This is a genomic window from Novosphingobium olei (genome assembly GCF_012927405.1).
In the GTDB taxonomy this organism is placed as follows: Bacteria; Pseudomonadota; Alphaproteobacteria; order Sphingomonadales; family Sphingomonadaceae; genus Novosphingobium; species Novosphingobium olei.
The window spans coordinates 126,896-153,071 of sequence record NZ_JABBGM010000003.1 but is presented as its reverse complement, the minus strand read 5'-3'; the positions used below and the strand labels follow the sequence as shown (position 1 = coordinate 153,071).

The window sequence follows — 26,176 nt, the reverse complement described above, 5'->3', positions numbered from 1 at the left end:
GGTGTTGTGATGCGCCCTTTGCGGGCTGCATCGAGGTCTGGGATCAGGCGAACAGGGGGCGGAGTGGCTCGGTCACGCCGTCCCAATCCAGCGCGGCCTGGGCGATGCGGGTGAACGCCTCGGTCTGGCCCGCATCCTCCTCCACGATCTCGATCATGCAGCCGAGCGCGGGCGAGGTATCGATGTAGCAGAAGCGCATCGCGCCGAACCGGCCATCGACCGCGCTGATGAAGCCCTGGTCGAGATAGCGCTGGCGCGTCTCGTCATAGGCATCGGTGTAGATGCAGAAGTGGTGGAACCCCTGCGCACCCTTGGCGATGGTGTCGCGATAGGCGCTGGGGCGGTCGCAGTGCTGCTGGATCAGCTCGATCTGCGTGCCGCCCGACTGGGCGAGCGCAACCGAGAAATCGATGCCCTCTGCCGGTTGCCCGCGATAGTCCAGCTCGGCCAGCTGGATGTGGGGCACGATGAAGAAGGGACCGATGCCGGTGGCCCTGGTCCAGGCCCGCGCGGCCGCTTCGACGTCATCGACGATGAAGGCCGCCTGCATCAGGTGCGGCCCCGTGCGGCCGGGAACGATCGCCGGCAAGGCGGCCGTCCCCTGCGCCAGTGCGCTCACGCGCCGCCCTTGACGTAGTCGTTGAGCAGTTCGTGGAAGCGCTGGATGCGCTTTTCCTGGCCGGGCAGCAGGCAGCCCTTGAAGCCGCGCGAATTGAGGCCCTGCTGCTGGGTGGTGCCGATCGACAGGTCCTGATCGGCGACGTAGCCCACCGAAACGCCGTCACCGTAGACCGAGTGGCGGTGGATCGCGTCGTGCCTGAACGGTGCGCGGCCCACGGGCGTGTCGATCTCGGTCATGCCTTCGACCGGCGGATAGAGGCACCAGTGCTGGAACACGCACTTTTCCGGGTCGGTCGGGTGCGGTTCGGTGCGCAGAATCTGGCACTGTTCGGGCGACATCGTGATGGTGAGGTTCGGGAACAGCGTGCAGTGGAAGTAGTCCACCAGCTGCTGGTCGGTCATCTCGCTGTAGTCATAGCCGCGCTCGGCGCCCTTTTCGCGCTTGGCCTTGATCACCGCCTCGCGGATGTCGTTGGTGCGGCCGCGATATTCCTTGGGATCGATGCCCCAGGCTTCGGCCGCTTCATAGAGGCCCGGCGGCACGTCGCCGCTGACGTAGTCCTTGCGGGTGGTGGCCTGGTGGCCGATCATCCACATCGCGTTGTGGCCGCTCTCGTACATCTCGAACAGCGTGGTCGGCAGGCCGTCGTTGATGAAGGTGGCCAGTTCGGGGTGGATGGTGGGGAGGTGGTAGCTTTCGTTGAAGTTGTCGCGGATGATCTTCCAGTTGAAGTTCGCATCGGCCGACACATTCAGCACGCGCACCCAGTTTTCCAGCTTGTAGCCCTTGAGCCGTTCGGGGAAGGGCGAAAGCCATTCGTGCAGCGGGGCGACATCGTCGTCCATGCACCAGAACACGAACGGACCCCAGGTTTCGCAGCGCAGTTCGGACAGCTTGGTCTTGCCGCAGGGGTTGCCGCCGGCGAAATCGTCCGGGTCCTGCACGTGGACCAGCGTGCCGTCGGGATCGAACTGCCAGCCGTGATAGCCGCAGGTGATGCGCGGGGTCGAACCGGCATCGCCCAGGATCAGGCGGTTACCGCGGTGCGGGCAGGAGTTGTAGAACGCCTTGATCGAGCCATCGGCCTGCTTGACCATGATGACCGATTCCTTGCCGAAGTTGTGGCGGATGAAATCGCCCTCTTCCTCCAGCTCCGCCGTCACGCCGCCCAGGTGCCAGACCTTGGGCCACAGCCGGTCGCGCTCCAGCTCCATCCATTCCTTGCTGATGTAGCGGTCTGCGGTGATCGTGTCGCCGCGCACGGCGACGTCGAATTCGGGCGAATAGCGCGAGATCGGCTGCTCAACGGTCATCTTCGGTTCCTCTCCAGGCGGCTCCCCGCAAGGGGCGGTCTGACGGCGAATCTGGAACGCCGGCGACCGTTGGACCGCACTATCCTCCTGATGCCCGCCCCATGCCCACTCACCAAACTCGCAGGTTGCATTTCTGCGGCTTGAGGCGTGAAAACAGGCACCCTTGCCGGTTTCTTTTGCCACCGTTCACACGCGCGAAGAACCTGAAGTTTGTGATAGGAGCCCGAATGGCCACCACGATGCAGCAACGCATGCTCGATGCGATGCTTCCTGCAGATCTCGCGGCAGAGCCCGAGCGCTGGCAGCAGCGCAAGAGCGTGCGCACGCGCGTCCGGCTGGTGGAGGCCGCGATCGACTGCCTGGTCGAGGAGGGGTACTCCGGGCTCACCACGCAGAAGGTGGCAGAGCGCACGGGCTCCTCGCGCGGGGCGATGCACCATCACTTCGCCACCCGCATGGACCTTGCCGCCGCCGTGGTGGAGCATGTGTTCTATCGCCGGATGCAGGCCTTCCTCGACGATTACCTCTCTGCTGTTGCCGGCGCGCGCGACGAAGCGCTGTTCGAGATCAGCACAGAGGCGTACTGGCGCAGCGTCCAGACGCGCGACTATGCGGCCTATGTCGAGCTGGCTGTGGCGGCCCGCAGCGATAGCGACCTGGAGCGGGTGTTCCTGCCCGCCGCACAGCGCTTCGATGCCGTCTGGATCTCGGAAATGATCGAGAGCTTCCCGCAATGGCAGGCGCGGTGGGAGACGATGAAGCTCGTCAGCGATTTCGTGGTGACGGCCCACATGGGTCTCATGCTCAACCTGCCCGTCATCGGCGCGAAGCGCGCGGCGCTGGTTCGCCGGCTGGTGGCGCGCGTGGTGGCTTTGCTGCACGCCGAGGCGGCTGCCGGCATTCTCGACCTCGAAGAAAACAATCCGACTGGACTTTAATCTGGTTCTTCTGCCAGTATCCCGCCGTGCACCGCTGGGCCACAGCTTGGCCCACGGCATCCGCAGCAGACGGACGGGCGGGAGACGACGATGAACGAGAACAGCGCCAGCTTTGCCGCGCTCGATGGCCGCGATCCGGCCAACCTGCGTGGCGATCCGATCACCGGCGATCGCTACTATTCGAAGGAATTCGCGCAAAAGGAGTGGGATGGCCTGTGGTCGCGCATCTGGCATGTCGCCGGGCGCACTGCCGAAATTCCCGAGCCGGGCGACTTCCTCGTCCACACCTTCATGAAGGAATCGGTGATCTGCATCCGCCAGGATGACGGGTCGATCCGCGCCTTCTACAATTCCTGCCGCCACCGTGGCATGCGCATGGTTGCGGAAAGCTCCTCGCTTGAGGCGATCACCTGCCCGTACCACGGCTGGAAGTGGGGCAAGGACGGCGTGCTGCAGTTCGCGCAGGACGGGCACGATTTCCCGCAGGGCGATCCGTGCGGAAAGCTCAGCCTGAAGGAACTGCGCTGCGACACATGGGGCGGGTTCGTGTGGTACACGATGGACCCCAAAGCCGAGCCGCTGCTCGACTATCTCGATCCGATGCCGCAGCTCTACAAGAACTACCCGATGGACACCGCGGTCCGCGTGGCGTGGTACCGCATCGCGCTGAACGCCAACTGGAAGTTCGTGACCGACAACTTCTCGGAAAGCTACCACACCCGCACCGCGCATCCGCAGGTGCCGCCGTGGATCGACCAGGATGTCGACACCGCACGCCACGAAATGTGGCCGCGCGGGCATGGCCGCACCGTGCAGCCGATGCGTCCGTCGCTGTCCGACCGGCTGCCCGAGGGCGTGCCGCACCCGTTCGAGGCGATCCTGCAGCAATGGGATATCGATCCGTCCAGCTATGCCTCGTACGAAGACATGGCGATGCAGGGCTGGCTCGACCTGAAAGCCGCCAAGCGCCGGCTGTGGCAGGAGCGGGGCTATGTCCACTACAAGGACATGGACGACGAACAGATCACCGACAGCCCGCACACGGTGATCTTCCCGAACGTGACGATCAGCTTCCTGCCCGACAACCTGATCTTCTTCCGCAGCGAACCGCACCCCGAGGACCCGGAGAAGTGCTTCTTCGACCTGTGGTGCATGGCATTCCCGGTGGAAGGGCAAGAGACCTGCCAATCGATCATGGCCGGCGAAAAGCCGCTGCGCGAGGTGGAAACCTGCGAGCATCGCGATTTCGATGGCGGGCGCGGCATCCCCGAACTCGCAGGACAGATAGTTTACCAGGACATGGAGCTGGCCGAAGGTATGCAGGCCGGCATGCATTCGAAGGGCTATGAAGACGCCTACCTGCCGGCACAGGAAACCCGTGTGCGCTTCTTCCACGAAGTGCTCAACGACTGGCTCGAAGGGAGAAGGTAAGTCATGGCAACCGTAGCAATCACCGGCGCCGCGCGCGGCATCGGGCTGGAGATCGCGCGCCAGCACGTCGAAGCGGGGGACAAGGTGATCGCGCTGGCGCGCTCGGCCAGCGACCAGCTCAACGATCTTGCCGCCGCATCGAACGGCAAGCTGACGATCCATGCGATGGACGTGGCCGAAGATGCTTCGGTGAAGGCCGCCGCCGCCAGCGGCAGCGATTCCATCGACGTGCTCTACAATGTCGCCGGCGTGACCGGGCCTTCATCCGAGAAGGAGCTGGAGACGGCGGACTGGCAGGCGTGGAACGATACGTTCAACGTGATGGTGCAGGGCCCCTTGCGCGTGCTGCAGGCGTTCCTGCCGCGCCTGGGCAAGGGTGCCAAGGTGATCAACATCACCAGCCAGCTCGGCGCGTCGACCTGGCCCTATGGCGGGTTCTATGCCTATGCCGCGTCGAAGGCCGCGCTCAACCGGCTGATGCGCTCGGTGGCGATCGATCTCAAGGACAAGGGCGTCATTGTCGGGCTGGTGCATCCTGGCTGGGTGCAGACCGACATGGGCGGCGCCGGCGCCGACATCACGCCCACCGAATCCGCTGCCGGCATCCGCAAGGTGGCCGCCGACTGGACGCTCGAAACCTCGGGCGATTTCCTCAAGTGGAACGGCGAACCGCACGCCTGGTAAGGGAGGAGCAAAGCCATGCCGTTTACCGGCCCGATCGAGGACCGCACCGCGATCCGCGAACTGATGGATACGCACGCGCACGGCGTGATGACGAAGGACGCCGCGCTGTGGGGCTCGATCTGGGCCGAGGACGCGCAATGGGAACTGCCCGAATACCCTGATCTGGGGGTGTTCATGGGCCGCGAGACGATCGTCGCCGGCTGGGTCGAATCGATGAAGGCCTATGGCCTCGACAACATGACCCGGCCAATGATCTACTTCATGCAGCCCGGATCGATCGAGGTGGATGGCGACGAGGCCACGGCCGTTGCTTATACCATAGAGATCTACGACGACCCCCAGACGGGAAAGCGCGTCTACAATAACGGCCGCTACGACGATCGGCTGCGCCGGATCGACGGGGCCTGGAAGTTCACCTACCGCGCCTACAGGATCGTGTTCGCGGAATAAGGCTTCTTCTCCGAATCGGAATGGGCGGCTGCGGTAAGCGGCCGCCCGTTCCTTTTTCAGAACTCCACTTCGAGCAGCAGCCGCAGCTGGCCCCGGGTATCGTCGCGCGCCTTGTCGATGGCGAAGAGATAGCCGGCTTCGATCGCGATCTCGGGCCCCAGGCCTTCGACCTCACCCTTGACCACCGGGCCGAGGAAATGTTCGGCATGCGGCGCGAACCGGCGGAAATCGCCCAGGTCGCCGAACGCGGCCAGGCCCAGCCGGACTTCGTCGCCCGCCACGGCGTAGTCGGCCGACGCGGCATAGCCCAGTTGCACGCGCTCGCCCGTGGCCAGCGCCTTCTGGAAGATCAGGTTGAGCCGCGCGTCGAACGGTCCGGCCTTGCGCTGCAGCAGGATCTTGCCTTCGAGCGCATCGGGCGTTTCGTGCAGCAGGCCGACTTCATATTCGCCATAGACGGCGACATCGATGCCTGCGACGCGGCCGAGGCCGTATATCGCTTCGAAGCTCATCGCTTCGGCCTTGCGCGGGCCCGAAGGTTCGCGTTCGAGCTCGACTTGCGCACCCAAGCGCAAGCGCGAGGAGGGCGAGTAGGCGGCTTCGAGCTTGAGCGCATCTTCGCCGGCATCGGCGCCGCCCATCAGCCGGCCATAGCGCGATTCCAGCTCAACCTTTCCGGCCTCGGTCGTCGCACCATAGACTTCGTCGCCGGTGCCCGGCGCGGCGAAGGCCACCGCCGATGGCAGCGCCAGCGACAGGGTGAGCGCAGCGCGCACGATCGAATTCAAGATGTTCATGTTCCCCCCATCGCCCCGCACGCCGGCTAATGCGATAAACTCGCATTAGCAATGCAGAAAGATTCCGACACAAACATTGCTTGGGATCAAACAAGGGAAAACTGCGGCCGCGGACTCGTAATCTGCCCGCGCAGATTCTATCTCGGCCCTCGACTGGAGGACCCTTCATGGCGACGACGCACAAGACCCGCATGCTCATCATCGGTTCCGGCCCCGCCGGCCTTTCCGCCGCGATCTATGGCGCGCGCGCGGGCATGCAGCCGATCGTGGTGCAGGGTCTGCAGCCCGGTGGCCAGCTGACCATCACCACCGATGTTGAGAATTACCCGGGCTTCCGCGACGTGATCCAGGGCCCGTGGCTCATGCAGGAAATGCAAGCCCAGGCGGAGCACGTCGGCACGCGGATGATGTGGGACACGATCCTGGAAGTCAGCCTGGATGGTTCGCCCTTCCGCGCCATCGGCGACAGCGGCGATGTGTACGAAGGCGATGTCCTGGTCATCGCCACCGGCGCACAGGCCAAGTGGCTTGGCGTTTCGGGCGAAGTCGAATTTTCGGGCAAGGGCGTTTCGGCGTGCGCCACGTGCGACGGCTTCTTCTATCGCGGCAAGAAGGTCGTGGTCATCGGCGGCGGCAACACCGCGGTGGAAGAGGCGCTCTACCTCACCAACCACTCACCCGACGTCACGCTGATCCATCGCCGCGACAGCCTGCGCGCCGAGAAGATTCTGCAAGATCGCCTGTTCGCGCACCCCAACGTCAAGGTGCTGTGGAACAAGGCGGTCGAGAGCTTTTCGGGCGACCTTGGCGGTGGCGGCCTGCAGGCAGTCGAGCTAGTCGACACCGTAACCGGCGAGAAGTCGTCGCTCGCGACCGACGGTGCGTTCGTCGCCATCGGCCATGCGCCGGCGACCGAACTGTTCAAGGGCAAGCTCGAGCTGGACGAGAGCGGCTATATCGTCGTCCAGCCGGGCACGCCAAAGACCGCGATCCCCGGCGTGTTCGCCTGCGGTGACGTGATGGACCACACCTATCGCCAGGCGGTGACCGCCGCCGGCACGGGCTGTATGGCCGCGCTCGATGCCGAGCGTTTCCTGGCCGAGCTCGACTTCGCCGCGCACCAGGCCGAAGCGGCCGAATAACCGGCCCCTAGGCCAGGGCTTCCCGCAGGCGCGCGATCAGCCAATCGCGCGCCGGTTCGCTGTCAAAGGCGTGTCCGGCGCTGGCGTGCCGGGCGATGCGTTGGTCCGTGCGTGGCCAAGCCGCCTCGAACAGCTGGGCGGTTCGGTCGCCTTCGGCCAGCAGGATCGAGACTGGTCCGGCAAAGCGCGACAAGGCTTCGTCCATCTCGCGCACCAGCGCTGAGGCGCGCGGTGCCCTTGCGGCGCCGCCCACGTCGCGCGCCATGCTGGCAATGCTGACGCCCCCGCTCAACAGCCGCCGCCATTCGTCCGGGCGGGCCAGCTTGCCAATATAGCGCCGCCACAGGGCGCCTGCCGGCAGCGCGCCAGCAGCCTCTTCGGCATCGTCGCGCGTCCACGGGTTGGCGAGGACCAGCCCGTCCAGACCGGCATCGCCGCCAAACAGTGCCAGCGCGCTGGCGGCGTCGCAGATGCCGAAGCCGATCACCCGCCTGAGATGCGGCGCAGCCTGCCGGAACGCGACGAGCGCTGCGGCGATGTCGGGCGCGCTCGAGCGGTAGCCGTGGTTCTCGCCCTCGCTTTCGCCCACGCCGCGCCGGTCGAAGCGGAAGCAGGGCACGCCTTCCTCGCGCGCCAGCTGCGCGGTCAGCCGCGCCATGCCGGCAAAGGCGCCGCTGCGGATTTCATTGCCGCCCGAAACCACCAGCAGCCCCGTTGTCCCGGCTGCGCTCGGCGTGTCGAGCGTGCCGACAAGCTGTGCCCCTTCGCAGGCAAAGCCCAGATGCCGGCGCATCATGCCGCAACGATCCGGGCAAGTGCAGCAGCCTGCGCAGCATCCTCGCCGGGTTCGGCGCGTGTCCATAGCGCCGCGCCGCCGCCCAGCTCGGACAGCAGGATCGTGCGCTGGCCTTCATGCGCGGGAAGGGCGCCTTCCAGCCCGGCGATCATCGCCGGGTTGAAGCGATAGCCGGCAAGGATCAGGCCATGCTCGCGGCCCTGGTCGAGCAGGCCCTCGATCGTAAGCTGCTCGCCCGCCTCGCGCCCTGAGATCACGCGCGCGCGCAGCAGGTGACGCAGCAGTGACGCGCCCTTGACCGGTTCGAGCACGTGGCCGGGCAGGTGCGCGGGAAAGACCAGCGCCCCGCCGCGCACGGCGAGGACTTGCGTGGCGGCGAACTGTGCGGTCGCGTCGGCCATCGCCCGGCGCCAGGCATGAAGGCTCTGGTGCGCAAAATCCTGCGGACTTTCGTTGCAGCCGGGCAGGTCTGGCAGGAAGCTGTCGAGGCCCGCCGCATCGAGCCGCCGCATCGTTTCGACCAGCAGCCGACGGGTGCGGTTCTGCTCCTCGAACAGCGCAGGCACGATCAGCACGCGGCGTTCGCGGCCCCGATCGAAGGCGGCCGCATGCTCATGAATGGGGCCGTCGGGGCCGGGGCAGGTCCAGGTCGCGCAGAATTCCATGACGAGGCACCTGCGATAGCGCAAAGCGCCCGCAGTGTCGTCAGCGCAATGGTCCGGTTTCGGGACGCTTCTAGCCGAGGCGCGCCGCCGTGAAGGCGAGAAGGTTGCCGTAGGTTTCCAGCACCTCGCCATCGATGTCGTCGTCGTCGATGACGATGCCGAAGCGATCCTCGATCTCGGTCAGCAGGCCGGCCACCGCCATCGAATCGAGTTCGGGGATGGCGCCGAACAGCGCGGTATCGGCGTCGAAGCTGGCGACGGTATCGGCATTCAGCCCAAGCACGTCGCGCAGGATGGCACGCAGCCGGTCGTCGGTATCGTCACTGGCCAAAGCGCTCACCCTCACTGCTCCCGCACGAAATCGCTGTTTTTCCGGCCTCTAACCAGTGGAACCCGGCAAAACAAGGGGGCGCTTGATCCATCCGCGCAGAGCCAGCCGTGCGAGGCGGGGCCAGCTGGATGGCGAAGATAGTCTATGAAATTCAATCCTGTATAGTGGGCGGACCGCATCCATCCAGTCCCGCTTGTAGGCATCCGCGCCGGTTCCGAAGTCGATCCGCGATACCTTGTCGACGTCGATCGCATGGGAAAACATTGCTTGAGCAAGTAACGTGCCCGGGGAGCGGGCCTTGTGCCGTTCGTCGTGGGCCAGCTTGTGGATCCATGCAGTGCCGCCCTCGATCGTCCAGAACTGCGCGGCGACGGGTTCGCCATCGATCCGCGCGATGCCCAGCCGGAGTGCACCAGCAGCGCCTTCCGCTTCGGCAAAGCGGCGCAGGAACGCGGGGTTGCCTTCGGCGGGCTTCCAGCTGCGCTGATAGACTGTTTCGTACGCGTCCCACGCGTCATCGCTGAATTGCGAAAGCACCTGAAGATCGACCGCACAGTCGCGCCCCTTTCGGCGCACCGTGGCACGCAACGCACCGGGGCGTGCGCGCCACCAATCCTCGAAACAGGATGAGGTTATGTCGCAATAATAGTTGAAATCACACACTTCGATGTTGCCGAGCCAGCCCTGCGATCGCAGCGCCCCGGCCATCGCTTCGGCGTCCTCCTGCAGCATAGGGTAAAGCCGCAGCGGCCGGTGCAAGCTGGCGGCGAGTGCGGACAGCAAGTCCACATCGCGCCCGAGCGGGCGGATGAAGAAGCTGTACCAGTTGCCCAGTTGCGCGAACCCGAACGCCGTTTCGCGCAAGGGCAGGGCCACGATCCGATCGCCTTCGCGCGCCACGGCGAGGAAGCACCGGCCTTGCGCAAAGCACGTCTCGGCCAGCAGGCGAAGCCAGTCCAGCCGGTCGAACGGCGCGCTCGTGTCCGATCTCGCGAACAGCGCGGCGAGCGCCGGATCGGCTTGCGCTTCGCGCAGATCGACGTGATAGACCCGGATCGCCAAATTGCCCTTCCGCCTTTGCCTGCGACTGACCAGAGCCACCAAGGTAATCCCCGCGTGACCGCTGAACCCGACGCCATCGTTCGCCCGCTCGACCATCTGCCCCTGCGCGGCGAGGCTGGCGCGCCCGCGCTGGTGCTTCGTTCGGGCACGCTCACTTACGCAGAGCTCGATGCCCGCGTCGGACAGCTCGCCGCCTGGCTGCGCGGCAAGGTATCAGCGAAGGGTGAACGCATTGCAACCTGGGCGGGCAAGGGCGAGCTGACGTGCCTCGCGCCGCTCGCCGCCGTCCGTGCCGGGCTGGTGCATGTGCCGATCAATCCGCTGCTCAAGCGCGCGCAGGTCGCGCACATTCTGGCCGATAGCGGTACGCGCCTGCTCATTGCCAATGCAGGCCGCCTGACCAGCCTGGAGCCGGGCGACGCGAACCATGCGTCGCTTTGCGATGAAGCGGCGATCTGGTCTGAAATCAGTGACCTGACTCCGCTTCCTCCGTCAGATACTGAGGATGACGCACTGGCCGCTATCCTCTATACCAGCGGATCGACCGGGCGCCCCAAGGGGGTGATGCTGTCCAACGCCAATCTATGGCTGGGGGCGGCAAGCGTTGCCCATTATCTCAAGATCGCGCCGTCGGATCGCGTGCTCGCGGTCCTGCCGTTCGCCTTCGACTACGGCCAGAACCAGCTGCTTTCGACCTGGCATGCCGGCGGCAGTGTGGTCCCGCTCGACTACCTGATGCCGCGCGACGTGATGAAGGCGGTGGATCGGCACGGCATCACGACCATCGCCGCGGTACCGCCGCTGTGGCTGCAACTGGTCGAACTCCAGTGGCCGGCGGAGATCGCGGCGAAGCTGCGGCGGCTAACCAACAGCGGCGGCGCGCTGACGCCGTCGCTTGTCGCAGCCTTGCGCCGCACGTTCCCGCAGGCCGATCTCTACCCGATGTACGGCCTGACCGAAGCCTTCCGGTCGACCTTCCTCGATCCCGCGCTGGTCGATGCGCACCCGACCTCGATCGGCACGGCCATTCCCTTTGCGGAAATCCTGGTCGTGACCGATGACGGCCGTGCGGCGGGCCCGGACGAGGAGGGCGAACTGGTCCATGCCGGGCCGCTCGTCGCCCAGGGCTACTGGCAGGATGCGGAGCGCACTGCCGAGCGTTTCAAACCGGCGCCCGCGTTCTCGGTAATGGGCGGCATGGCGGTGTGGTCGGGCGACCGTGTGCGGCGCGACGCGCAGGGTCTGCTGCACTTCGTCGGCCGGCGCGATGCCATGATCAAGACCAGTGGCAACCGGGTCAGCCCGCAGGAGGTGGAGGAAGCCGCCGTCGCAACCGGGCTGGTGGCCGAGGCGGTGGCACTCGGGCTTCCCGATCCGCAGCTGGGCCAAGCGATCCACCTCGTCGCGCGGGCCACGGGCGAGGCCGATACGCCGGCGCTCATCACGGCGCTGGCGCGTTCGCTGCCCAATTTCATGGTGCCGCGCCACGTCCACTGGCGCGATGTCATGCCGGTCAGCCCCAACGGCAAGCTCGATCGCGTTGCGCTCGCCGCCGAACTCGCGCAAGGGCCCGAGGCATGAAACCGCTCGGTCCCATCCCCGAAGGATTTGTCGCGATCGACGGCGAACTCGCCATTGCCGGTCGCAAGGCGAGCGATCTGGTCGCCGAGGCGGGCCGCACCCCCCTGTTCGTCTATGCCCGCGAACGGCTCGATGCGCGCGTCGCCGCCCTGCGCGCGGCGATGCCCGACCGGCTGGCGATCCACTATGCGGTCAAGGCCAACCCTTTCGCCCCGCTGCTGGCGCACATGGCCGGGCTGGTCGATGGCTTCGACGTCGCCTCTGGCGGGGAGCTCGCTTTGGTCGAGGCGGCCGGGATTGATCCCGCCAAGGTCAGCTTCGCCGGCCCCGGCAAGCGCGATGCCGAGCTGGAACTGGCCATTGCCAAGGGCGTGACGCTCAATCTTGAATCGGTGCGCGAAGCCGAGCGCGCGCTGGAGATCGCCGGGAAGATCGGCGTGACGCCGCGCCTTGCCATTCGCGTCAATCCCGATTTCGATCTCAAGGGATCGGGCATGAAGATGGGCGGCGGGGCCAAGCCGTTTGGCATCGATGCGGACAAAGTGCCTGCGCTGGCGCGTCGGCTGGTCGATGCCGGGGCCGACTGGCGCGGGTTCCACATCTTCGCCGGAAGCCAGGCGCTGGACGCCGCCGCGATCATCGAGACGCAGGCGCAGACCCTTGCCCTCGCTGCACGGCTTGCCGAGGAGGCGGGCGTGACCGTGCCGAAGTGCAATCTTGGCGGCGGCTTCGGCATCCCTTATTTCCCCGGCGACAAGCCCCTGGACCTTGCCGCCGTCGGCAATGCCCTGGCCGAGCGCTTCGCCGATCTGCCCGCGGTTTTGCGCGATACCGCTTTCTGCATCGAGCTGGGCCGGTTTCTCGTCGGCGAATCAGGGGTTTACCTGACCCGGGTGATCGATCGGAAGCAAAGCCACGGCGAAATATTTCTCGTCACCGATGGCGGCCTGCATCACCAGCTGGCGGCCAGTGGCAACTTCGGCACCGTCGTCAGGCGCAACTATCCCAGCGCCATCGCCACGCGCTTCGATGCGCCGGTGGAAGAAGAGGCGAGCGTGGTCGGCTGCTTGTGCACACCGCTGGACCGACTTGCCGAGAAGGGCGGTTTTCCGCGGGCCGAGGAGGGTGATCTGGTTGCCGTGTTCTGCGCCGGGGCCTATGGCGCCAGCGCCAGTCCGGTCCATTTCCTGGGGCAAGGGCCAGCGGCGGAAGTTCTCATCTGAAACAAATGATTAACCATTACCGTGTGCGACGTGCCAAATCGGGACTGCCCCTGCAAACCCCTTGTCACTTGGGGGTTTGCGAACAAGGCTAACGCAATCTTCACCACTCGGCGGTAATTCCCCGGGGGAGCACGGTCGCAATTCCGCAGATGGTCCCGGGTCATGGGACAGTCGTGGAACTGGCCGTGCGGAAGTTCCGAAGGATCTTGCATGCGGACCGTGTTGCGCCCCAGTTTCCTCCTTGCCGGCACTGCGCTGGCCGGCATGGCGCTCTCCGGATGCGCCGCCGCGAAGCCTGCGCAGCAGTTGCCGCCCGCCTCGTTCGTGGCGTTGCAGGAAGGCCCGGGCGAGGAATACGTGATCGGCCCGCTCGACGAGCTGACCATCTTCGTCTGGCGCAACCCCGAACTGGGCGCGAGCGTGCAGGTGCGGCCAGACGGGCGCATCACCACGCCGCTGATCAACGACATGCCGGCCGTGGGCAAGACCCCGTCGATGCTGGCCGAAGATATCAAGCTCCAGCTGTCGCAGTACATCCAGGAGCCGATCGTCTCGGTCATCGTCAACAAGTTCGCCGGCACGTTCAGCCAGCAGGTGCGGATCGTTGGCGCGACCGAGAAGCCGTCCTCGATCCCCTATCGCGCCAACATGACGCTGCTCGATGCTATGATCGCGGTGGGCGGCCTGTCCGAGTATGCCGCCGGCAACCGGGCGCGGCTGGTGCGGTTCGACAAGACCACGGGCAAGCAGAAGGAATACAACCTGCGCATCGGCGATCTGCTCAAGAAGGGCGAGAGCAAGGCCAACGTGATGCTGATGCCGGGCGATGTCATCATCATCCCGGAAAGCAACTTCTGAGCGCGCGGAGATCCCGACCGGCATGACCAACATCTACGAGGAAGTGCGCATCGCGCTCTACGGGATCTGGAACCGGCGCTGGCTGGCGCTGGGGATCGCGTGGGTGGTGTGCCTCGTGGGCTGGCTCGCGGTCGCCATGGTGCCCAACAGCTATGAATCCAAGGCGCGCATCTTCGTTCAGATCGACGACGTGCTGTCCGACCAGATCGGCATCGGCGGCGATCGCAAGCGCGACATCGAACGCGTGCGCCAGACGCTGACCAGCTCGGTCAACCTCGAAAAGGTGGTCCGCGCGACGCGGCTGGGCGACAAGGTCACCTCTGACAAGCAGATGGAATCGACGGTTGCCGGCCTTGCCAAGGCGATCAAGGTGGTCAGCCAGCAGGACAACCTGTTCGAGATCACCGCCTCGTCGGGCAGCCGCGGCTATTCCGATGTCGAGAATGCCAAGCTGGCGCAGGACATCGTGCAGAAGATGATCGACATCTTCCGCGAGGAGAACCTTGCCGGCGGGCGCGGCGAGATGACCGATACCATCGCCTTCATGGACCAGCAGCTGCAGGACCGGCAGAAGGATCTCGAAGCCGCCGAACAGCGCCGCCAGGCCTTCGAGGCCAAGAACGCCGGCCTGATGCCCGGCAGCGGCGGCGTGACCGCCCGGATCGAAGGTGCCCGCAGCGAACTGCGCGGTGTCGATTCCGACCTGCTCGCGGCGCAAAGCGCGCTTGCCGCAGTGAACGGCCAGCTTTCGGGCACGCCGCCGACGATCATGGTCCCGGGTGCGGCCGGCGGGGCGAAGGGCGCGCTGGCGCAGGCGCAGTCCGAGCTTGCCGGGATGCGCGCGCGCGGCCTCACCGACAGCCACCCCGATGTGCAGGCGCTCAAGAGCCAGATCGCCGGCCTTGCCAAGCTGGCAGCCGGCGAGGGCGGGCCGGCCGGCACGCCGAACCCGGCCTATGTCTCGCTCCAGTCGATCAAGGCCGACCGGCAGGCGAGCATCGTTGCGCTGCAATCGCGCAAGGCATCGCTGCAGCAGGACATCGCCCAGCTTTCGACGCAACAGTACAGCGAACCGGCCGTCGCGGCCGAAGCTGCGCGCATCAACCGCGATTATGACGTGCTCAAGGAACAGTATGACAAACTGCTGCGCGATCGCGAACAGCTGCGCCTGCGCGGCCAGGTCGAAAGCGAGCGCAATGCGGTGAAGTTCGAAGTGATCGATCCGCCGACCACGCCGCGCAGCCCCTCCGCGCCTGATCGGCCGATGCTGCTGATGCTCGTGCTGGTGGTGGGCCTTGCTGCCGGATGCGGCGTCGCTTTCGCGATGGCCCAGCTGAAGTCGAGCTATTCGACCACGGGCCAGCTGGAACGCGCGACCGGGCTTCCCGTGGTGGGGTCGATCTCGCTCGGCATGACGCGCGAACAGCGCAGCGAATACTGGAAGCACCTCAAGTGGTTCGCCGGAGGAACGGTCGGCCTGGCTGCCGTGCTCGTGGTGCTGCTGGCGCTCGAATACATGAAACGTGGCATGGTGGCATGACGGGATGGACACCATGACCGAAGATCGCGACGAAATCGCCGCCGCCAAGGCCGCATCGAAGGGCCGCCCCTCGCTGATCGAGCGTGCGGCGGGCCGCTTCGGGCTAGACCCGTTTTCGCTGCCGCCGACACCGCCGCTTGGCGGAGCGGTGCCGCCGGCTGCGCCCATCGTCACGCCGGTGACGGGCACATCGCCCGAAACCGTGCCCCAGCCCGAACCGACCAGGGAGCCGGTCGCAGCCGCTCCCGAACCCGCGTTCGAGCCCCAGCCCGAGCCCGAGACCGAGTCCCAGCCCGAGCGGGCACCGTTCGCCCCGCCGATCGAGGGCATTCCGGCCAAGCAGGTGTTCCGCCGGGTGATCCATCAGGTCGACCGCAAGCGGCTGCGCGATCTCTGCCTGATCGAGCCCGAGGGCCCGGTTACCTCGCTGCTCGAGGAATTCCGCATCGTGAAGCGCCAGCTGCTGCTGACCGCGGCGGAATCGCGCAAGGGGCGCGGGCCCGATCACGGCGAGCGAATCCTGATCTGTTCGGCCCATCCGGGCGAGGGAAAGACCTTCACCGCGGTCAATCTGGCGCTGTCGATCGCTTCCGAAAAGGACAACGAAGTCCTGCTCGTCGATGCCGATTTCGCCAAGCCGAGCGTGCTATCGACGTTGGGGCTGCCCGGCGGATCGGGCCTGATGGACGCGCTGGTCGATCCGGCCATCGCGGTCGAGGATTGCATCCTGGCGACCGACGTGCCGGGGCTGTTCGTGCTGCCTGCTGGCAACCCCAGCGGGCAGGACACCGAGTATCTCGCCTCGGCGCGGACGCAGCGCGTGCTTGACCGGCTGACGGCGCAGGCGCCCAGCCGCATCGTCATCTTCGACAGCCCGCCCGCGCTCGCCGCATCGCCAGCTTCGGAACTGGCCATGCACGTCGGCCAGGCGCTGATGGTCGTTCGCGCCGATCGCACCGGGGAGGCGGCGCTGCGCGATGCCGTCAACATCCTGGCCGGGTGCGAAGACATCAAGCTGCTGCTCAACGGCACGCGCTTTTCTCCCACCGGTCGCCGTTTCGGCACCTATTACGGTTACAAGGACTGATCGTGCGCGCCGCCCGGAACCTTGGCCTGCTGCTGTTCACGGCGCTGCCCGCGCTGGCGACGACGCCCGCGCTTGGCCAGAGCGCCGGCGGTTCGACCTCCGCTTCGAGCATGCCCGCAGCGGGACAGGACGATCCCGAGGCTCCCACCGGCGGCGACGGGCCGACGGTGAAGCGCGCGGGCGGTGGCATCACCCGCACCCGCATTCAGCCCTACATCGAAGTCCGGCAGAACTTCATCAAGGAGCTGCGCCCGGGAGACGATACCGTCACCTACACCGCGCTGGCGGCGGGTGCCGACATGCAGTTCGGCGGACGCTATACGCAGGGCTCGCTTTCGGTGCGGTACGAGCGCCGCTTCGTCGAGAAGGGCAACTTCAACGATGGCGATTCCATCTCGGGTCTTGCCCGCATCCAGCGCGACCTGATCCCGCGCACGCTGCGGATCGAGGCGGGCGCGCTGGCATCGCGCACGCGCGTCGATTCCACCGGCAGCGCGCTGGTCAACGGCGGGCGCTTCACCGATTCGGTGACGCAGGTCTATGCCGTTTACGGCGGGCCGACCTATTCGTCGCGGATCGGCGACGTGAAGGTCAATGCAGGCTACACCGCCGGGTATACCAAGGTGGACAACAAGGATGCGCTGCAACTGGTCCCCAATGGGCCGCGCACCGACATCTTCGACCACTCGTTTACCCAGAACGCCCAGGTTTCGGCCGGCGTCCGTCCGGGCGAGGTCCTGCCGGTCGGCGTGACGGCCAGCGGCGGCTTCACGCAGGAAGATATCTCGAACCTCGACCAGCGCATCCGTTCGCTGCGCGCAGGCGTGCAGGTCACCTTGCCGGTCACGCTCAGCCTCGCTCTGGTCGGCGATGTGGGCTGGGAACATGCGCAAGTCTCTTCGCGCGATGCGGTCCGCGATGCCGATGGCAATCCGGTGCTGGGCAGCAACGGGCATTACCTGGTCGACAAGTCGAAACCCCGCCAGATCGCCTATGACAGCGAAGGGCTGACCTGGGACGTTGGCGTAATCTGGCGGCCCAGCCGGCGCACCTCGCTTTCGGCCTTCATCGGCCGGCGGTACGACAGCACGACCTATTACGGCTCGTTCAGCTACAATCCCAACCCGCGCCACGCGCTGCAGGTGTCGGTCTACGACGGCATTTCGGGCTTCGGATCGAGCCTTGGCAACCAGTTGCAGAGCCTGCCGACCGATTTCAACGGCAGCCTCGATCCGGTGGGCGGGGGGCTGACGGGCTGCGGCTTCGGCGCGACCGGAGGCACCTGCCTCAACGGTCCGTTCGGCTCGCTTTCGTCCGCCGCCTTCCGTGGTCGCGGCGTGAACGCAAGCTATGTGCTGACCTTGCAGCGCCTGCAGTTCACCTTGGGCGCGGGATACGCCAACCGCCGCTTCATCGGCGCGCCGGGCACCGTGCTCGGCATCGTCAATGGCACAGTGTCCGAAAACTGGTACGTGACCATGGGCCTTGGCGGTCCGATCGACGCGCGCTCCAACTTCGGGGTCAACGTCTACAGCGCCTGGTTCCGCAATCGGCAGAACCGCCTGGGCGATTCGAACGCGGTCGGCGCTTCGGCGTCGTACTACCGCCAGCTGACCGATCGTCTTGTGGCCTCAGCAGCCTTGGGTTTGGATGCTGTTAACTATAATGTGATTGAGGATCAGCTTATCCTGTCGGGCCAATTGGGCCTGCGCTACAATTTCTGACGGAGCGAGCGGCGCCATGTACGACGACTTCTACCAGCTGACGGGAAGGCCGTTCCAGCTCACGCCCGATCCGCAGTTCTATTTCGAAAGCCTGACGCACCGCAAGGCGCTGTCCTACCTCGGCTACGGCCTGGCGCAGGGGGAGGGTTTCATCGTCATCACGGGTGAAGTCGGTTCGGGCAAGTCGACCCTCGCCGCGCACCTGATGGCCACCGTCGATCGCCAGCGCCTCAGCGCCGCGCAGATCGTCACCAGCAAGCTTGATGGCGAGGAACTGGTTCACATGGCCGCGCGCGCCTTCGGTCTCGAAGTCGCCGGGCATGACAAGGCGAGCGCGCTCGCCCGCCTCGAAGCCTTCCTGCATGACGAAGCACGCGCCGGGCGGCGGTGCCTGCTGGTGGTCGATGAATCGCAGAACCTCGCGGTCACCGCGCTCGAGGAACTGCGCATGCTGTCGAACTTCCAGCTGGGCGCGCATCCGCTGCTGCAGATCCTGCTGCTCGGCCAGCCCGAATTTCGCGCGCTGCTTTCGGGCACGCCGGAACTGGAGCAACTGCGCCAGCGCGTGATCGCCTCCTACCACCTCGATGCGATGGAGCCGTCGGAAGTCGGCCCGTATGTCGAACACCGGCTCGCCTGCGTGGGCTGGCGCGGAAATCCGGCCTTCGACCAGCGCGTTTATGCTGAACTCGCCAAGGCGAGCGGCGGCATCCCGCGCCGGATCAACCAGATCGTCAATCGCCTGCTGCTGATGGGCGCGGTCGAACAGCGCACCCGGCTCGATGCCGCGATGCTGCAGGACGTGCTCGCCGATCTCGATCAGGACGGTGGCTTCGGCTCGGCTCTGGCCCGGCCGGTCCAGCCTACGCCCGCGCCGGCGCAACCCGGCGTCGAGCCGGTCCTTCGCGCTGCTGCGCCCGAGCCGGTTGCCGCTTCGCCGGTCGTCGCCGGCATCGATCCCGAAACCTTCGAGCGCGAACTGCGCATGCGCGATGAACAGATCGCCGAGCTGCAGCAGGCGGTCATCGAGCTGTCCGACCAGCGTCACGCCATCGTGCCAGAGCCCGCGCCCCAGCCCGATCCGGTCGATGTCGAGGCGGTCGCCACCGCTGCTGCGCGCCAGGCGGTGGAAGACAGCGACGTCCTCGCCCAGATCGCCGAGCGAATCGCCGGTCTCGCCAGCCGGATCGAGGCGATGGAAGACCGCACCAGCGAACAGGAACAGGCGCTGCGCCATGTCCTTGCCATGCTGATCGAATGGATCGAAAGCGACGGCCACCACCGCGCTGCCGCCTGATCGCGAGCGAAAGATTCCCGTGCCCGCAACTGCCTCCGGTCTGGTCAACGGCCTGTCGGTCGACGTCGAGGACTGGTTCCAGGTCGGCGCGTTCGAAAGGACCATCGCCCGCAGCGACTGGGACGGGCTCGAATTGCGCGTGGAGCGCAATTGCGACGCGATCCTGCAACTGTTCGCCGATGCGGGCGCCAAGGCCACCTTCTTCACGCTCGGCTGGGTTGCCGAACGCCACCCTGCGATGATGCGACGCATCGCCGGGCAGGGGCACGAAATCGCCAGCCATGGCTGGGACCACGCCCGCGTGTTCACGCTGGGGCGCGACGCCTTTGCCCAGGACATCGCCCGCGCCCGCGCCGTGCTGGAGGATGCCTCCGGCACCCGCGTCACCGGCTACCGCGCGCCGAGCTTCTCGATCGACGCGCGCACCCCTTGGGCGCACGAGGTGCTTGCCGAACACGGCTATGCCTATTCCTCCAGCGTCGCGCCGATCGTCCACGATCACTACGGCTGGCGCGAAGCCCCACGCTTCGCCTTTCGTCCCGTGGAAGGCGCGCCGCTGATCGAAATTCCGGTGACCACCGCCGAAGTTGCCGGTCGGCGCATGGCGGCGGGCGGCGGCGGGTTCTTCCGCCTGTTGCCCTACGCCGTCTCGCGCTGGGCGGTGGCGCGGGTCAACTCGCGCGATCACCGCCCCGCCGCGTTCTATTTCCATCCGTGGGAGATCGACCCCGGCCAGCCGCGCCGCAGCGATGCGCCGCTGCGCTCGCGCCTGCGCCACTATACCAACCTCGATGCGATGGCGGGCAAGCTGCGCCGTCTGCTGGGGGACTTCGCGTGGGGCCGCATGGACGAGGTTGCGCGCGCCGAAGCGGCGCGATTGGGGTGAGGGCATGACCGCGCCCGTCACGGTGCGCCTGGCCAGCGATGCGGACGCACCGGCGCTTGCCGCCTTCGTCGCCGCCGATGCGCAGGCCAGCGCCTTCCACACGCCCGCCTGGCAATCCGCCGTGACGCGCGCCTGCGGGCACGAAGCGGTTGCGCTCGTGGCGGAACGGGGTGGCGGCATCGTCGCCATGCTGCCCTTCCACGTCGTCCATTCGCCGTTGTTCGGCCGCGCGCTCGTTTCGACCGGGTTTGCCGTGGGCGGCGGGATGCTCGGCGACGCCGCTTGCGCCGAGCAGCTCTATGCCGCTGCCTGCGAACTTGCCGTGCGGCGCAACGTCCCCACCATCGAACTGCGCGGCGGCCCCCTGCCGCAGGCGCGTGGTTGGCATGTGAAGACCGACAGCCACGCCGGCTTCGTCGCCCCGCTCGCCGCCGATGACGAAGCGCAACTGCTGGCGATTCCGCGCAAGCAGCGCGCCGAGGTGCGCAAAGGGCTCGCCCATCCGCTCGAAGTGCGCGTTGGCCACTCGGCGCAGGATCGCGCCATGCACTATGCCGTCTACGCCGAATCCGTGCGCAATCTCGGCACGCCGGTGTTCCCGCGCGCGCTGTTCGACGCCGTGCTCGATGCCTTTGGCAGCGACGCCGACATCCTCACCGTGCTCCATGACGGCGCGCCCGTCGCCAGCGTGCTCAGCCTCTACCATCGCGGGGCGGTGCTCCCCTACTGGGGTGGCGGCACGCGCGCGGCGCGGACCCTGCGCGCCAACGATGTCATGTACTACGCGCTGATGAACCATGCCCGCCAGCGCGGTTGCGACCGGTTCGATTTCGGTCGATCGAAGGTCGATACCGGCGCCTACCACTTCAAGCGCAACTGGGGCTTCGCGCCCGAACCGCTCGCCTATGCACACTGGACGGCGGACGGCATGGCCCCGCGCGATATCAATCCGCTCAGCCCGCGCTATCGCGCCCGCATCGCCGCGTGGCAGCGCCTGCCGCTGGGCATTGCCAATCGCCTAGGTCCGTGGATCGCGCGGGGGCTGGCATGAGCGAAGTCCTGTTCCTCGCCCACCGCGTGCCGTTCCCGCCCGATCGCGGCGATCGCATTCGCTCCTCGCACCTGCTGCGGCGCATCGCGGAGGCAGCCACGGTCCACTTCGGCTGCCTGATCGAGGACGAGGCCGACAAGGCCGCGCTTCCCGCGATCGAGGCGCTCTGTGCCAGCCACCACTGCGCCGCCCGTCCACCCATTGGTCGGGCGGGGATCGTCGCGCTCGCTCGTCGCCAGCCGGTCAGCGTCGCCGCGTTCGATGCCCCTTCGCTCCACGCTTGGGTCCGCGATACGATCAACACGCGCCCGATCTCGGCGATCTTCGTCTTTTCCGGGCAGATGGCGCCCTACGTGCCGGACGACTTCGCGGGGCGCGTGGTGATGGACTTCGTCGACGTCGATTCTGCCAAGTACGAAGCCTACGCCGCCGCGGCGGGCCAACCCCGGCGCTGGCTCTATGCTCGCGAGGACCGACTGCTGCGCGGGCTGGAGGAAAGCGCCGCCCGTCGCGCCGATCTGTCGCTGTTCGTTAGTGCCGAGGAGCGCGACCTTTTCTCGGCGCGGCTTCGGTCACACGACGGTATTGCGCTCGCGGCGCTCGGCAATGGCATCGATGCGGCCGCGTTCGATCCCTCGGGCATCGCTTCCACCCCCGAACTCGCCGATGGCGGCCCGCATCTCGTGTTCACCGGGCAGATGGACTACCCGCCCAATGTCGAGGCGGTGACGCTGTTCGCGCGCCAGGTCTTTCCCCGCGTCCGCGCGCTGTACCCCAACGCCCGCTTCGCCATTGTGGGCCGCGCGCCGACCGCGACCGTGCAAGCGCTCGGCGCCTTGCCCGGGGTGCTGGTCACCGGCGCGGTGCCCGATGTGCGTCCCTGGCTCGCCGGTGCCGATCTCGTGGTCGCGCCGTTGGCCATTGCCCGGGGCGTGCAGAACAAGGTGCTCGAAGCCATGGCCATGGCGCGGCCCGTGCTGCTGACCAGCGGCGCTGCCACCGGCATTGCCGCGCGTGATGGCGAACACTTTGCCGTGGCCGATGGCGCCCACGCTTTCGGCACGCGCGCACTCGCCCTGCTGGGGCAGGCGCAAGCCCGCCGCGCCATGGGATGCGCCGCGCGCGATTTCGTCCTCGCACACCATGCATGGGAAAGCGTACTTGCCCCGTTGCCCGCGATGCTGGGGCTCGCGGTATGAGCGCCACCGCTCCGTTGCCGCGTCTTCTCCTGCGCCTGCCGCAGGACTGGCGGCGCCCGCTCGGCCTGCTCGCGCTCGCCTGGTGCGCGCTCGTCGCCGTTTTCTTCCGCGATTGGGCGGACATGGCCGGGCAGTGGTGGGATTCCTCGACCTACAACCATGTCCTGCTCGTACCTGCGATCCTCGCCTGGCTGGTGAGCCAGCGCTGGCCACAGTTGCGCCAGTTGACGCCACAGGGCTGGTGGCCTGCGCTGCTGCCCTTTGCCGGCGGTGCGCTGTTGTGGATGCTGGGCGATTTCTCCGGCTTCTCTCTCGCCCGCCAGCTTGGCGTCGTCGTCATGGCGCAGTGCATGGTGCCGTTGCTGCTGGGACCGCGCGTTACCGCCGGGTTGCTGTTCCCGCTCGGCTACATGCTCTTCCTCGTGCCCTTCGGCGACGAACTGATTCCCACGCTCCAGCAGATCACCGCGCGCCTCGCCATGCTGCTGCTGCGCGTGGCGGGAGGGCCCGCGGTGCTCGATGGCGTGTTCATCAGCACGCCAGCCGGTTACTTCGAAGTGGCAGAGGCGTGCTCGGGGGTGAAGTTCCTGATCGCGATGATCGCGTATGGCACGCTGGTGTCCAATGTCTGCTTCCGGTCCTGGCCGCGACGCGCCGCTTTCATGGCGCTGTCGCTGGTCATCCCGGTGCTGGCGAACGGCGTGCGCGCTTGGGGCACGATCTGGCTTGCCGGGATTTTCGGCATCCAGTTCGCCGCCGGTTTCGATCATATCTTTTACGGTTGGGTGTTCTTCGCGGTGGTCATGGCCTGTGCCATGGCGCTCGGCTGGCGCTTCTTCGATCGGCCGGTCGACGATCCCTTCATCAATGCCGCCGCGCTCGAAGCTTCGCCGGTGCTGACCAAGCTCGGTCGGGCAAGGGTCGCCGGCCCGCTGGCGCTCGCGGGCGCAGCCGCCATCCTCGTCACGATCTTCGCGTGGGCCGCGGCCGCTACCCGCATCGAGGCGCAGCTTCCGCAGCGCATCGCCTTGCCCCAGGTGCCGGGCTGGACGCAGGTCTCCATCGTTCCCGAAGCGCCATGGCAGCCACTCCATACCGGTGCCGACCATCGCCTGTTCGGTCGCTATGCCGACAGGGCCGGCCATGTCGTCGATGTCTCCTTCGCCCTCTATGCCACGCAGTCCGAAGGGCGCGAGGCTGGCGGCTTCGGGCAGGGCGCCCTGCCGCTCGGCAGCATTTGGGCGTGGGAAGGGGTGGGGCCCGCCTTCGCCGATGCGCGGGTGGACCTGTTGCAGGCGCCGGGGCCGGTCCACCGCCTCGCCGTCACCCGTTATCGCAGCGGCGATGTCCTCACCGGCAGCAACGCCCGGCTCAAGCTCGCCAACATCCGCGATCGGCTCTTGCTGCGCGCCCGGCCAACCTCGGTGCTGATCCTGTCGAGCGAGCGCGACGTATCGGGCGCGTCCATCCACGCTTTCGAAGCCGCGATCGGCGATCCGGCGGCATGGATGGACCGCATCGGCCAGGCGCGCTAGGCGGCTCGCATGTGCGGCATAGCAGGCATCTTCCACACCGAGGGCCTCAAGCCTGTCGACCCGACGCGCGTGCGCGCCATGTGCGATGCCATCGCGCACCGGGGGCCGGACGGCGACGGGATCTGGACCGCGCCGGGGGTCGGACTCGGCCATCGCCGCCTCGCGATCATCGACCTCGCCGGCTCGCCCCAGCCGATGGCCTCGGCCGACGGCGCGGCGATGCTCGTGTTCAATGGCGAGATCTACAACTACCGCGAGCTGCGCCGCGAACTCGCCGCCGAAGGCATGCAGTTCCACACCGATGGCGATAGCGAGGTGATCCTCGCCGCCTGGCAACGCTGGGGCGTCGATTGCCTGCCAAGGCTCCATGGCATGTTCGCCTTCGCGCTTTACGACCTGCGCGAACGTACGCTGCTCCTAGCCCGCGACCGGCTCGGCGTGAAGCCGCTGTTCACCGCAACGCTGGCCGATGGCAGCGTGATCTTCGGCTCCGAACTCAAGGCGCTGCTGGCGCACCCTTCGCTGCGGCGTGAGATAGACCCGCTGGCGATCGAGGACTATCTCGCGTGGGGCTACGTCCCCGACCATCGCTCGATCCTGAAAGGCGTCGAAAAGCTTGCCGCCGGCCACTACCGCCTGCTGCGGCACGATCGCGTGGCCCCGCCGACGGTGCAATGGTGGGACATCTCGTTCGCCGACCGCGAGCGTGGCAGCGAGGCGGACCTTGGCGTCCACCTGCTCCACCGCCTGCGCGAAGCGGTCAGCTCGCGCATGGAAGCCGATGTGCCGCTTGGGGCTTTCCTTTCGGGCGGTGTCGACAGCTCGAGCGTCGTCGCGCTGATGGCCGAGGCGAGCACCAGTCCGGTCAAGACCTGCTCGATCGGGTTCGACGTCGCCGCACTCGATGAAAGCAGCTACGCCGAAACGATCGCGCAGCGCTTTGCGACCGAACACCACGCCGCGATGGTTGGCGCAGATGACTACGCGCTGATCGACCGCTTGGCAGGCATGTTCGACGAACCCTTCGCCGATGCCTCGGCGCTGCCCACGTTCCGCGTCTGCGAGCTTGCCCGGCGCCACGTCACCGTCGCGCTGTCGGGCGATGGTGCGGACGAAGCCTTTGCCGGATACCGCCGCCAGGTGTTCCACCATGGCGAGGAGCAGGTCCGCCGCCTGCTGCCGCAAGGCTTGCGCCAACCGCTGTTCGGCACACTCGGCGCGCTCTATCCCCGGCTGGACTTCGCCCCGCGCCCATTGCGGGCCAAGGCCACCTTGCTCAGCCTCGCCCGCGATGGAAACGAAGGTTACGCCCGCGCGCTCGCGGTCACGCAGGCCGAACAGCGACAGGCGCTCTATTCGGCCGATTTCCTGCGCTTGCGCGGCGATTACCGGGCCGAGCAGCCCTTTGTGGAAACGATGCGCCGGGCGCCGGCCCGCAGCGGGCTCGATCGCGCGCAATATGCCGATCTCAAGTTCTACCTGCCCGGCGACATCCTCACGAAGGTCGATCGCACCAGCATGGCGGTCGCCCTCGAAGCGCGCGAGCCGCTGCTCGATCACCGCCTCGTCGAATTCGGCGCCCGCCTGCCCGAAACGCTGCGCGTGCGGCGCGGCACCGGCAAGTACCTGATGAAGCAGGTCATGCGCCGTAGCCTGCCCGACGAGGTGCTGTTCCGCCCCAAGATGGGCTTCGTCACGCCCATCGCACAATGGCTGCGGGGCCCGCTCGCCGGTCAGGCAAGGGCCATCGCCGACAGCGCCACGCTTGCCCGCACCGGCTGGTTCGACGCCGGCCAGTTGCGCCGGTTAACCGATGCGCATATCTCCGGAACGGCGGACAACAGCCGCCTGCTATGGCAATTTGTCATGCTCGATCGATCTCTTGCGGGCCTCGTCTGAAGTCAGGTAGCTGAAATCGTTTGCTATCGATGGTTGACCCCAGGGTAACCAGGTAAGGCAATATC

Annotated in this window: 24 protein-coding genes; 17 read left to right on the top strand and 7 right to left on the bottom strand. The window is 67.0% G+C overall.

The features are described from left to right. Positions 1-43: 43 nt before the first annotated feature. Both HHL27_RS08535 and HHL27_RS08530 read right to left on the bottom strand, forming a co-directional pair. Positions 44-619: a VOC family protein gene (locus HHL27_RS08535; RefSeq protein ID WP_338114853.1), complete on the bottom strand. Its 576-nt coding sequence runs from the start codon at positions 617-619 to the stop codon at positions 44-46. Further along, positions 616-1,935, bottom strand: coding sequence for an aromatic ring-hydroxylating oxygenase subunit alpha (locus tag HHL27_RS08530; protein ID WP_169492980.1), 1,320 nt, complete (start codon positions 1,933-1,935; stop codon positions 616-618). Before HHL27_RS08530 ends, HHL27_RS08535 begins: the two co-directional genes overlap by 4 nt. A 227-nt stretch (positions 1,936-2,162) precedes the next feature. Here HHL27_RS08530 and HHL27_RS08525 point away from each other — a divergent pair, with 227 nt between their 5' ends. The 4 genes from HHL27_RS08525 to HHL27_RS08510 all read left to right on the top strand — a co-directional run bounded on the left by HHL27_RS08525 (position 2,163) and on the right by HHL27_RS08510 (position 5,438). Beyond that, complete coding sequence (locus HHL27_RS08525) at positions 2,163-2,873, top strand: TetR/AcrR family transcriptional regulator (RefSeq protein ID WP_169492979.1); 711 nt, start codon at positions 2,163-2,165, stop codon at positions 2,871-2,873. A gap of 90 nt (positions 2,874-2,963) precedes the next feature. Then, positions 2,964-4,304, top strand: coding sequence for an aromatic ring-hydroxylating oxygenase subunit alpha (locus HHL27_RS08520; protein WP_169492978.1), 1,341 nt, complete (start codon positions 2,964-2,966; stop codon positions 4,302-4,304). Between the two features lie 3 nt (positions 4,305-4,307). Next, on the top strand, positions 4,308-4,988 hold the full coding sequence (locus HHL27_RS08515; protein WP_169492977.1) for an SDR family oxidoreductase: 681 nt from the start codon (positions 4,308-4,310) through the stop codon (positions 4,986-4,988). Between the two features lie 15 nt (positions 4,989-5,003). Then, positions 5,004-5,438: a nuclear transport factor 2 family protein gene (locus tag HHL27_RS08510; protein WP_169492976.1), complete on the top strand. Its 435-nt coding sequence runs from the start codon at positions 5,004-5,006 to the stop codon at positions 5,436-5,438. 56 nt (positions 5,439-5,494) lie between these two features. Here HHL27_RS08510 and HHL27_RS08505 read toward each other — a convergent pair whose 3' ends face one another. Further along, positions 5,495-6,235: a hypothetical protein gene (locus tag HHL27_RS08505; protein ID WP_169492975.1), complete on the bottom strand. Its 741-nt coding sequence runs from the start codon at positions 6,233-6,235 to the stop codon at positions 5,495-5,497. 167 nt (positions 6,236-6,402) lie between these two features. Between HHL27_RS08505 and trxB the strand changes: the two genes are divergently transcribed. After that, positions 6,403-7,377: a thioredoxin-disulfide reductase gene (gene trxB / locus HHL27_RS08500; RefSeq protein WP_169492974.1), complete on the top strand. Its 975-nt coding sequence runs from the start codon at positions 6,403-6,405 to the stop codon at positions 7,375-7,377. A gap of 7 nt (positions 7,378-7,384) precedes the next feature. On the opposite strand, the gene HHL27_RS08495 is transcribed toward trxB, so the two are convergent. From HHL27_RS08495 to HHL27_RS08480, 4 genes are all read right to left on the bottom strand, one after another. Further along, positions 7,385-8,173, bottom strand: a complete 789-nt coding sequence (locus HHL27_RS08495) for a hydrolase 1, exosortase A system-associated (protein WP_169492973.1) — start codon at positions 8,171-8,173, stop codon at positions 7,385-7,387. Next, complete coding sequence (locus HHL27_RS08490) at positions 8,170-8,838, bottom strand: alpha/beta hydrolase family protein (protein ID WP_169492972.1); 669 nt, start codon at positions 8,836-8,838, stop codon at positions 8,170-8,172. Before HHL27_RS08490 ends, HHL27_RS08495 begins: the two co-directional genes overlap by 4 nt. A gap of 70 nt (positions 8,839-8,908) precedes the next feature. Then, complete coding sequence (locus HHL27_RS08485) at positions 8,909-9,178, bottom strand: acyl carrier protein (RefSeq protein ID WP_420874035.1); 270 nt, start codon at positions 9,176-9,178, stop codon at positions 8,909-8,911. Between the two features lie 39 nt (positions 9,179-9,217). Next, positions 9,218-10,231: a GNAT family N-acetyltransferase gene (locus HHL27_RS08480; protein WP_240959593.1), complete on the bottom strand. Its 1,014-nt coding sequence runs from the start codon at positions 10,229-10,231 to the stop codon at positions 9,218-9,220. Positions 10,232-10,285: 54 nt separating this feature from the next. On the opposite strand from HHL27_RS08480, the gene HHL27_RS08475 reads away from it, so the two are divergent. The 12 genes from HHL27_RS08475 (at position 10,286) to HHL27_RS08420 (ending at position 26,111) form a co-directional block, all read left to right on the top strand. Continuing rightward, positions 10,286-11,812 (top strand): acyl-CoA ligase (AMP-forming), exosortase A system-associated, encoded by a 1,527-nt coding sequence (locus HHL27_RS08475; protein WP_169492969.1) that lies wholly within the window; start codon positions 10,286-10,288, stop codon positions 11,810-11,812. Further along, positions 11,809-13,035, top strand: a complete 1,227-nt coding sequence (locus HHL27_RS08470) for a pyridoxal-dependent decarboxylase, exosortase A system-associated (RefSeq protein WP_169492968.1) — start codon at positions 11,809-11,811, stop codon at positions 13,033-13,035. Before HHL27_RS08475 ends, HHL27_RS08470 begins: the two co-directional genes overlap by 4 nt. A 210-nt stretch (positions 13,036-13,245) precedes the next feature. After that, on the top strand, positions 13,246-13,893 hold the full coding sequence (locus HHL27_RS08465) for an XrtA/PEP-CTERM system exopolysaccharide export protein (protein WP_169492967.1): 648 nt from the start codon (positions 13,246-13,248) through the stop codon (positions 13,891-13,893). Positions 13,894-13,915: 22 nt separating this feature from the next. After that, a complete protein-coding gene (locus HHL27_RS08460) occupies positions 13,916-15,433 on the top strand; it encodes an XrtA system polysaccharide chain length determinant (protein ID WP_169492966.1) in 1,518 nt (505 codons plus the stop codon). 13 nt (positions 15,434-15,446) lie between these two features. Continuing rightward, positions 15,447-16,520, top strand: a complete 1,074-nt coding sequence (locus HHL27_RS08455; protein WP_169492965.1) for an AAA family ATPase — start codon at positions 15,447-15,449, stop codon at positions 16,518-16,520. 2 nt (positions 16,521-16,522) lie between these two features. Then, the gene (locus tag HHL27_RS08450; protein ID WP_169492964.1) at positions 16,523-18,244 is read left to right on the top strand and encodes a preprotein translocase subunit YajC; all 1,722 of its coding nucleotides are present in this window, start codon (positions 16,523-16,525) and stop codon (positions 18,242-18,244) included. 16 nt (positions 18,245-18,260) lie between these two features. Further along, the gene (locus HHL27_RS08445; protein WP_169492963.1) at positions 18,261-19,541 is read left to right on the top strand and encodes an XrtA/PEP-CTERM system-associated ATPase; all 1,281 of its coding nucleotides are present in this window, start codon (positions 18,261-18,263) and stop codon (positions 19,539-19,541) included. Positions 19,542-19,581: 40 nt separating this feature from the next. Next, complete coding sequence (locus tag HHL27_RS08440; RefSeq protein ID WP_169493278.1) at positions 19,582-20,427, top strand: XrtA system polysaccharide deacetylase; 846 nt, start codon at positions 19,582-19,584, stop codon at positions 20,425-20,427. 4 nt (positions 20,428-20,431) lie between these two features. Continuing rightward, entirely contained in the window at positions 20,432-21,478 is a 1,047-nt protein-coding gene (locus HHL27_RS08435; RefSeq protein ID WP_169492962.1) for a FemAB family XrtA/PEP-CTERM system-associated protein, read from the top strand. Then, complete coding sequence (locus HHL27_RS08430; RefSeq protein WP_169492961.1) at positions 21,475-22,677, top strand: TIGR03087 family PEP-CTERM/XrtA system glycosyltransferase; 1,203 nt, start codon at positions 21,475-21,477, stop codon at positions 22,675-22,677. Before HHL27_RS08435 ends, HHL27_RS08430 begins: the two co-directional genes overlap by 4 nt. Further along, positions 22,674-24,212, top strand: coding sequence for an exosortase A (gene xrtA / locus HHL27_RS08425; protein ID WP_169492960.1), 1,539 nt, complete (start codon positions 22,674-22,676; stop codon positions 24,210-24,212). Before HHL27_RS08430 ends, xrtA begins: the two co-directional genes overlap by 4 nt. Positions 24,213-24,221: 9 nt before the next feature. Continuing rightward, a complete protein-coding gene (locus tag HHL27_RS08420; protein ID WP_169492959.1) occupies positions 24,222-26,111 on the top strand; it encodes an XrtA/PEP-CTERM system amidotransferase in 1,890 nt (629 codons plus the stop codon). Positions 26,112-26,176 lie beyond the last annotated feature (65 nt).

Bases quoted from the DNA above. Each gene is read 5' to 3' on its own strand.
- HHL27_RS08495 (WP_169492973.1), bottom strand. From the start codon at position 8,173: ATGATGCGCCGGCATCTGGGCTTTGCCTGCGAAGGGGCACAGCTTGTC.
- HHL27_RS08520 (WP_169492978.1), top strand. From the start codon at position 2,964: ATGAACGAGAACAGCGCCAGCTTTGCCGCGCTCGATGGCCGCGATCCG.
- HHL27_RS08510 (WP_169492976.1), top strand. From the start codon at position 5,004: ATGCCGTTTACCGGCCCGATCGAGGACCGCACCGCGATCCGCGAACTG.
- HHL27_RS08530 (WP_169492980.1), bottom strand. From the start codon at position 1,935: ATGACCGTTGAGCAGCCGATCTCGCGCTATTCGCCCGAATTCGACGTC.
- HHL27_RS08490 (WP_169492972.1), bottom strand. From the start codon at position 8,838: ATGGAATTCTGCGCGACCTGGACCTGCCCCGGCCCCGACGGCCCCATT.
- HHL27_RS08435 (WP_169492962.1), top strand. From the start codon at position 20,432: ATGACCGCGCCCGTCACGGTGCGCCTGGCCAGCGATGCGGACGCACCG.
- HHL27_RS08465 (WP_169492967.1), top strand. From the start codon at position 13,246: ATGCGGACCGTGTTGCGCCCCAGTTTCCTCCTTGCCGGCACTGCGCTG.
- HHL27_RS08460 (WP_169492966.1), top strand. From the start codon at position 13,916: ATGACCAACATCTACGAGGAAGTGCGCATCGCGCTCTACGGGATCTGG.
- HHL27_RS08455 (WP_169492965.1), top strand. From the start codon at position 15,447: ATGACCGAAGATCGCGACGAAATCGCCGCCGCCAAGGCCGCATCGAAG.
- trxB (WP_169492974.1), top strand. From the start codon at position 6,403: ATGGCGACGACGCACAAGACCCGCATGCTCATCATCGGTTCCGGCCCC.
- HHL27_RS08515 (WP_169492977.1), top strand. From the start codon at position 4,308: ATGGCAACCGTAGCAATCACCGGCGCCGCGCGCGGCATCGGGCTGGAG.
- HHL27_RS08525 (WP_169492979.1), top strand. From the start codon at position 2,163: ATGGCCACCACGATGCAGCAACGCATGCTCGATGCGATGCTTCCTGCA.
- HHL27_RS08420 (WP_169492959.1), top strand. From the start codon at position 24,222: ATGTGCGGCATAGCAGGCATCTTCCACACCGAGGGCCTCAAGCCTGTC.
- HHL27_RS08430 (WP_169492961.1), top strand. From the start codon at position 21,475: ATGAGCGAAGTCCTGTTCCTCGCCCACCGCGTGCCGTTCCCGCCCGAT.
- xrtA (WP_169492960.1), top strand. From the start codon at position 22,674: ATGAGCGCCACCGCTCCGTTGCCGCGTCTTCTCCTGCGCCTGCCGCAG.
- HHL27_RS08470 (WP_169492968.1), top strand. From the start codon at position 11,809: ATGAAACCGCTCGGTCCCATCCCCGAAGGATTTGTCGCGATCGACGGC.
- HHL27_RS08505 (WP_169492975.1), bottom strand. From the start codon at position 6,235: ATGAACATCTTGAATTCGATCGTGCGCGCTGCGCTCACCCTGTCGCTG.
- HHL27_RS08445 (WP_169492963.1), top strand. From the start codon at position 18,261: ATGTACGACGACTTCTACCAGCTGACGGGAAGGCCGTTCCAGCTCACG.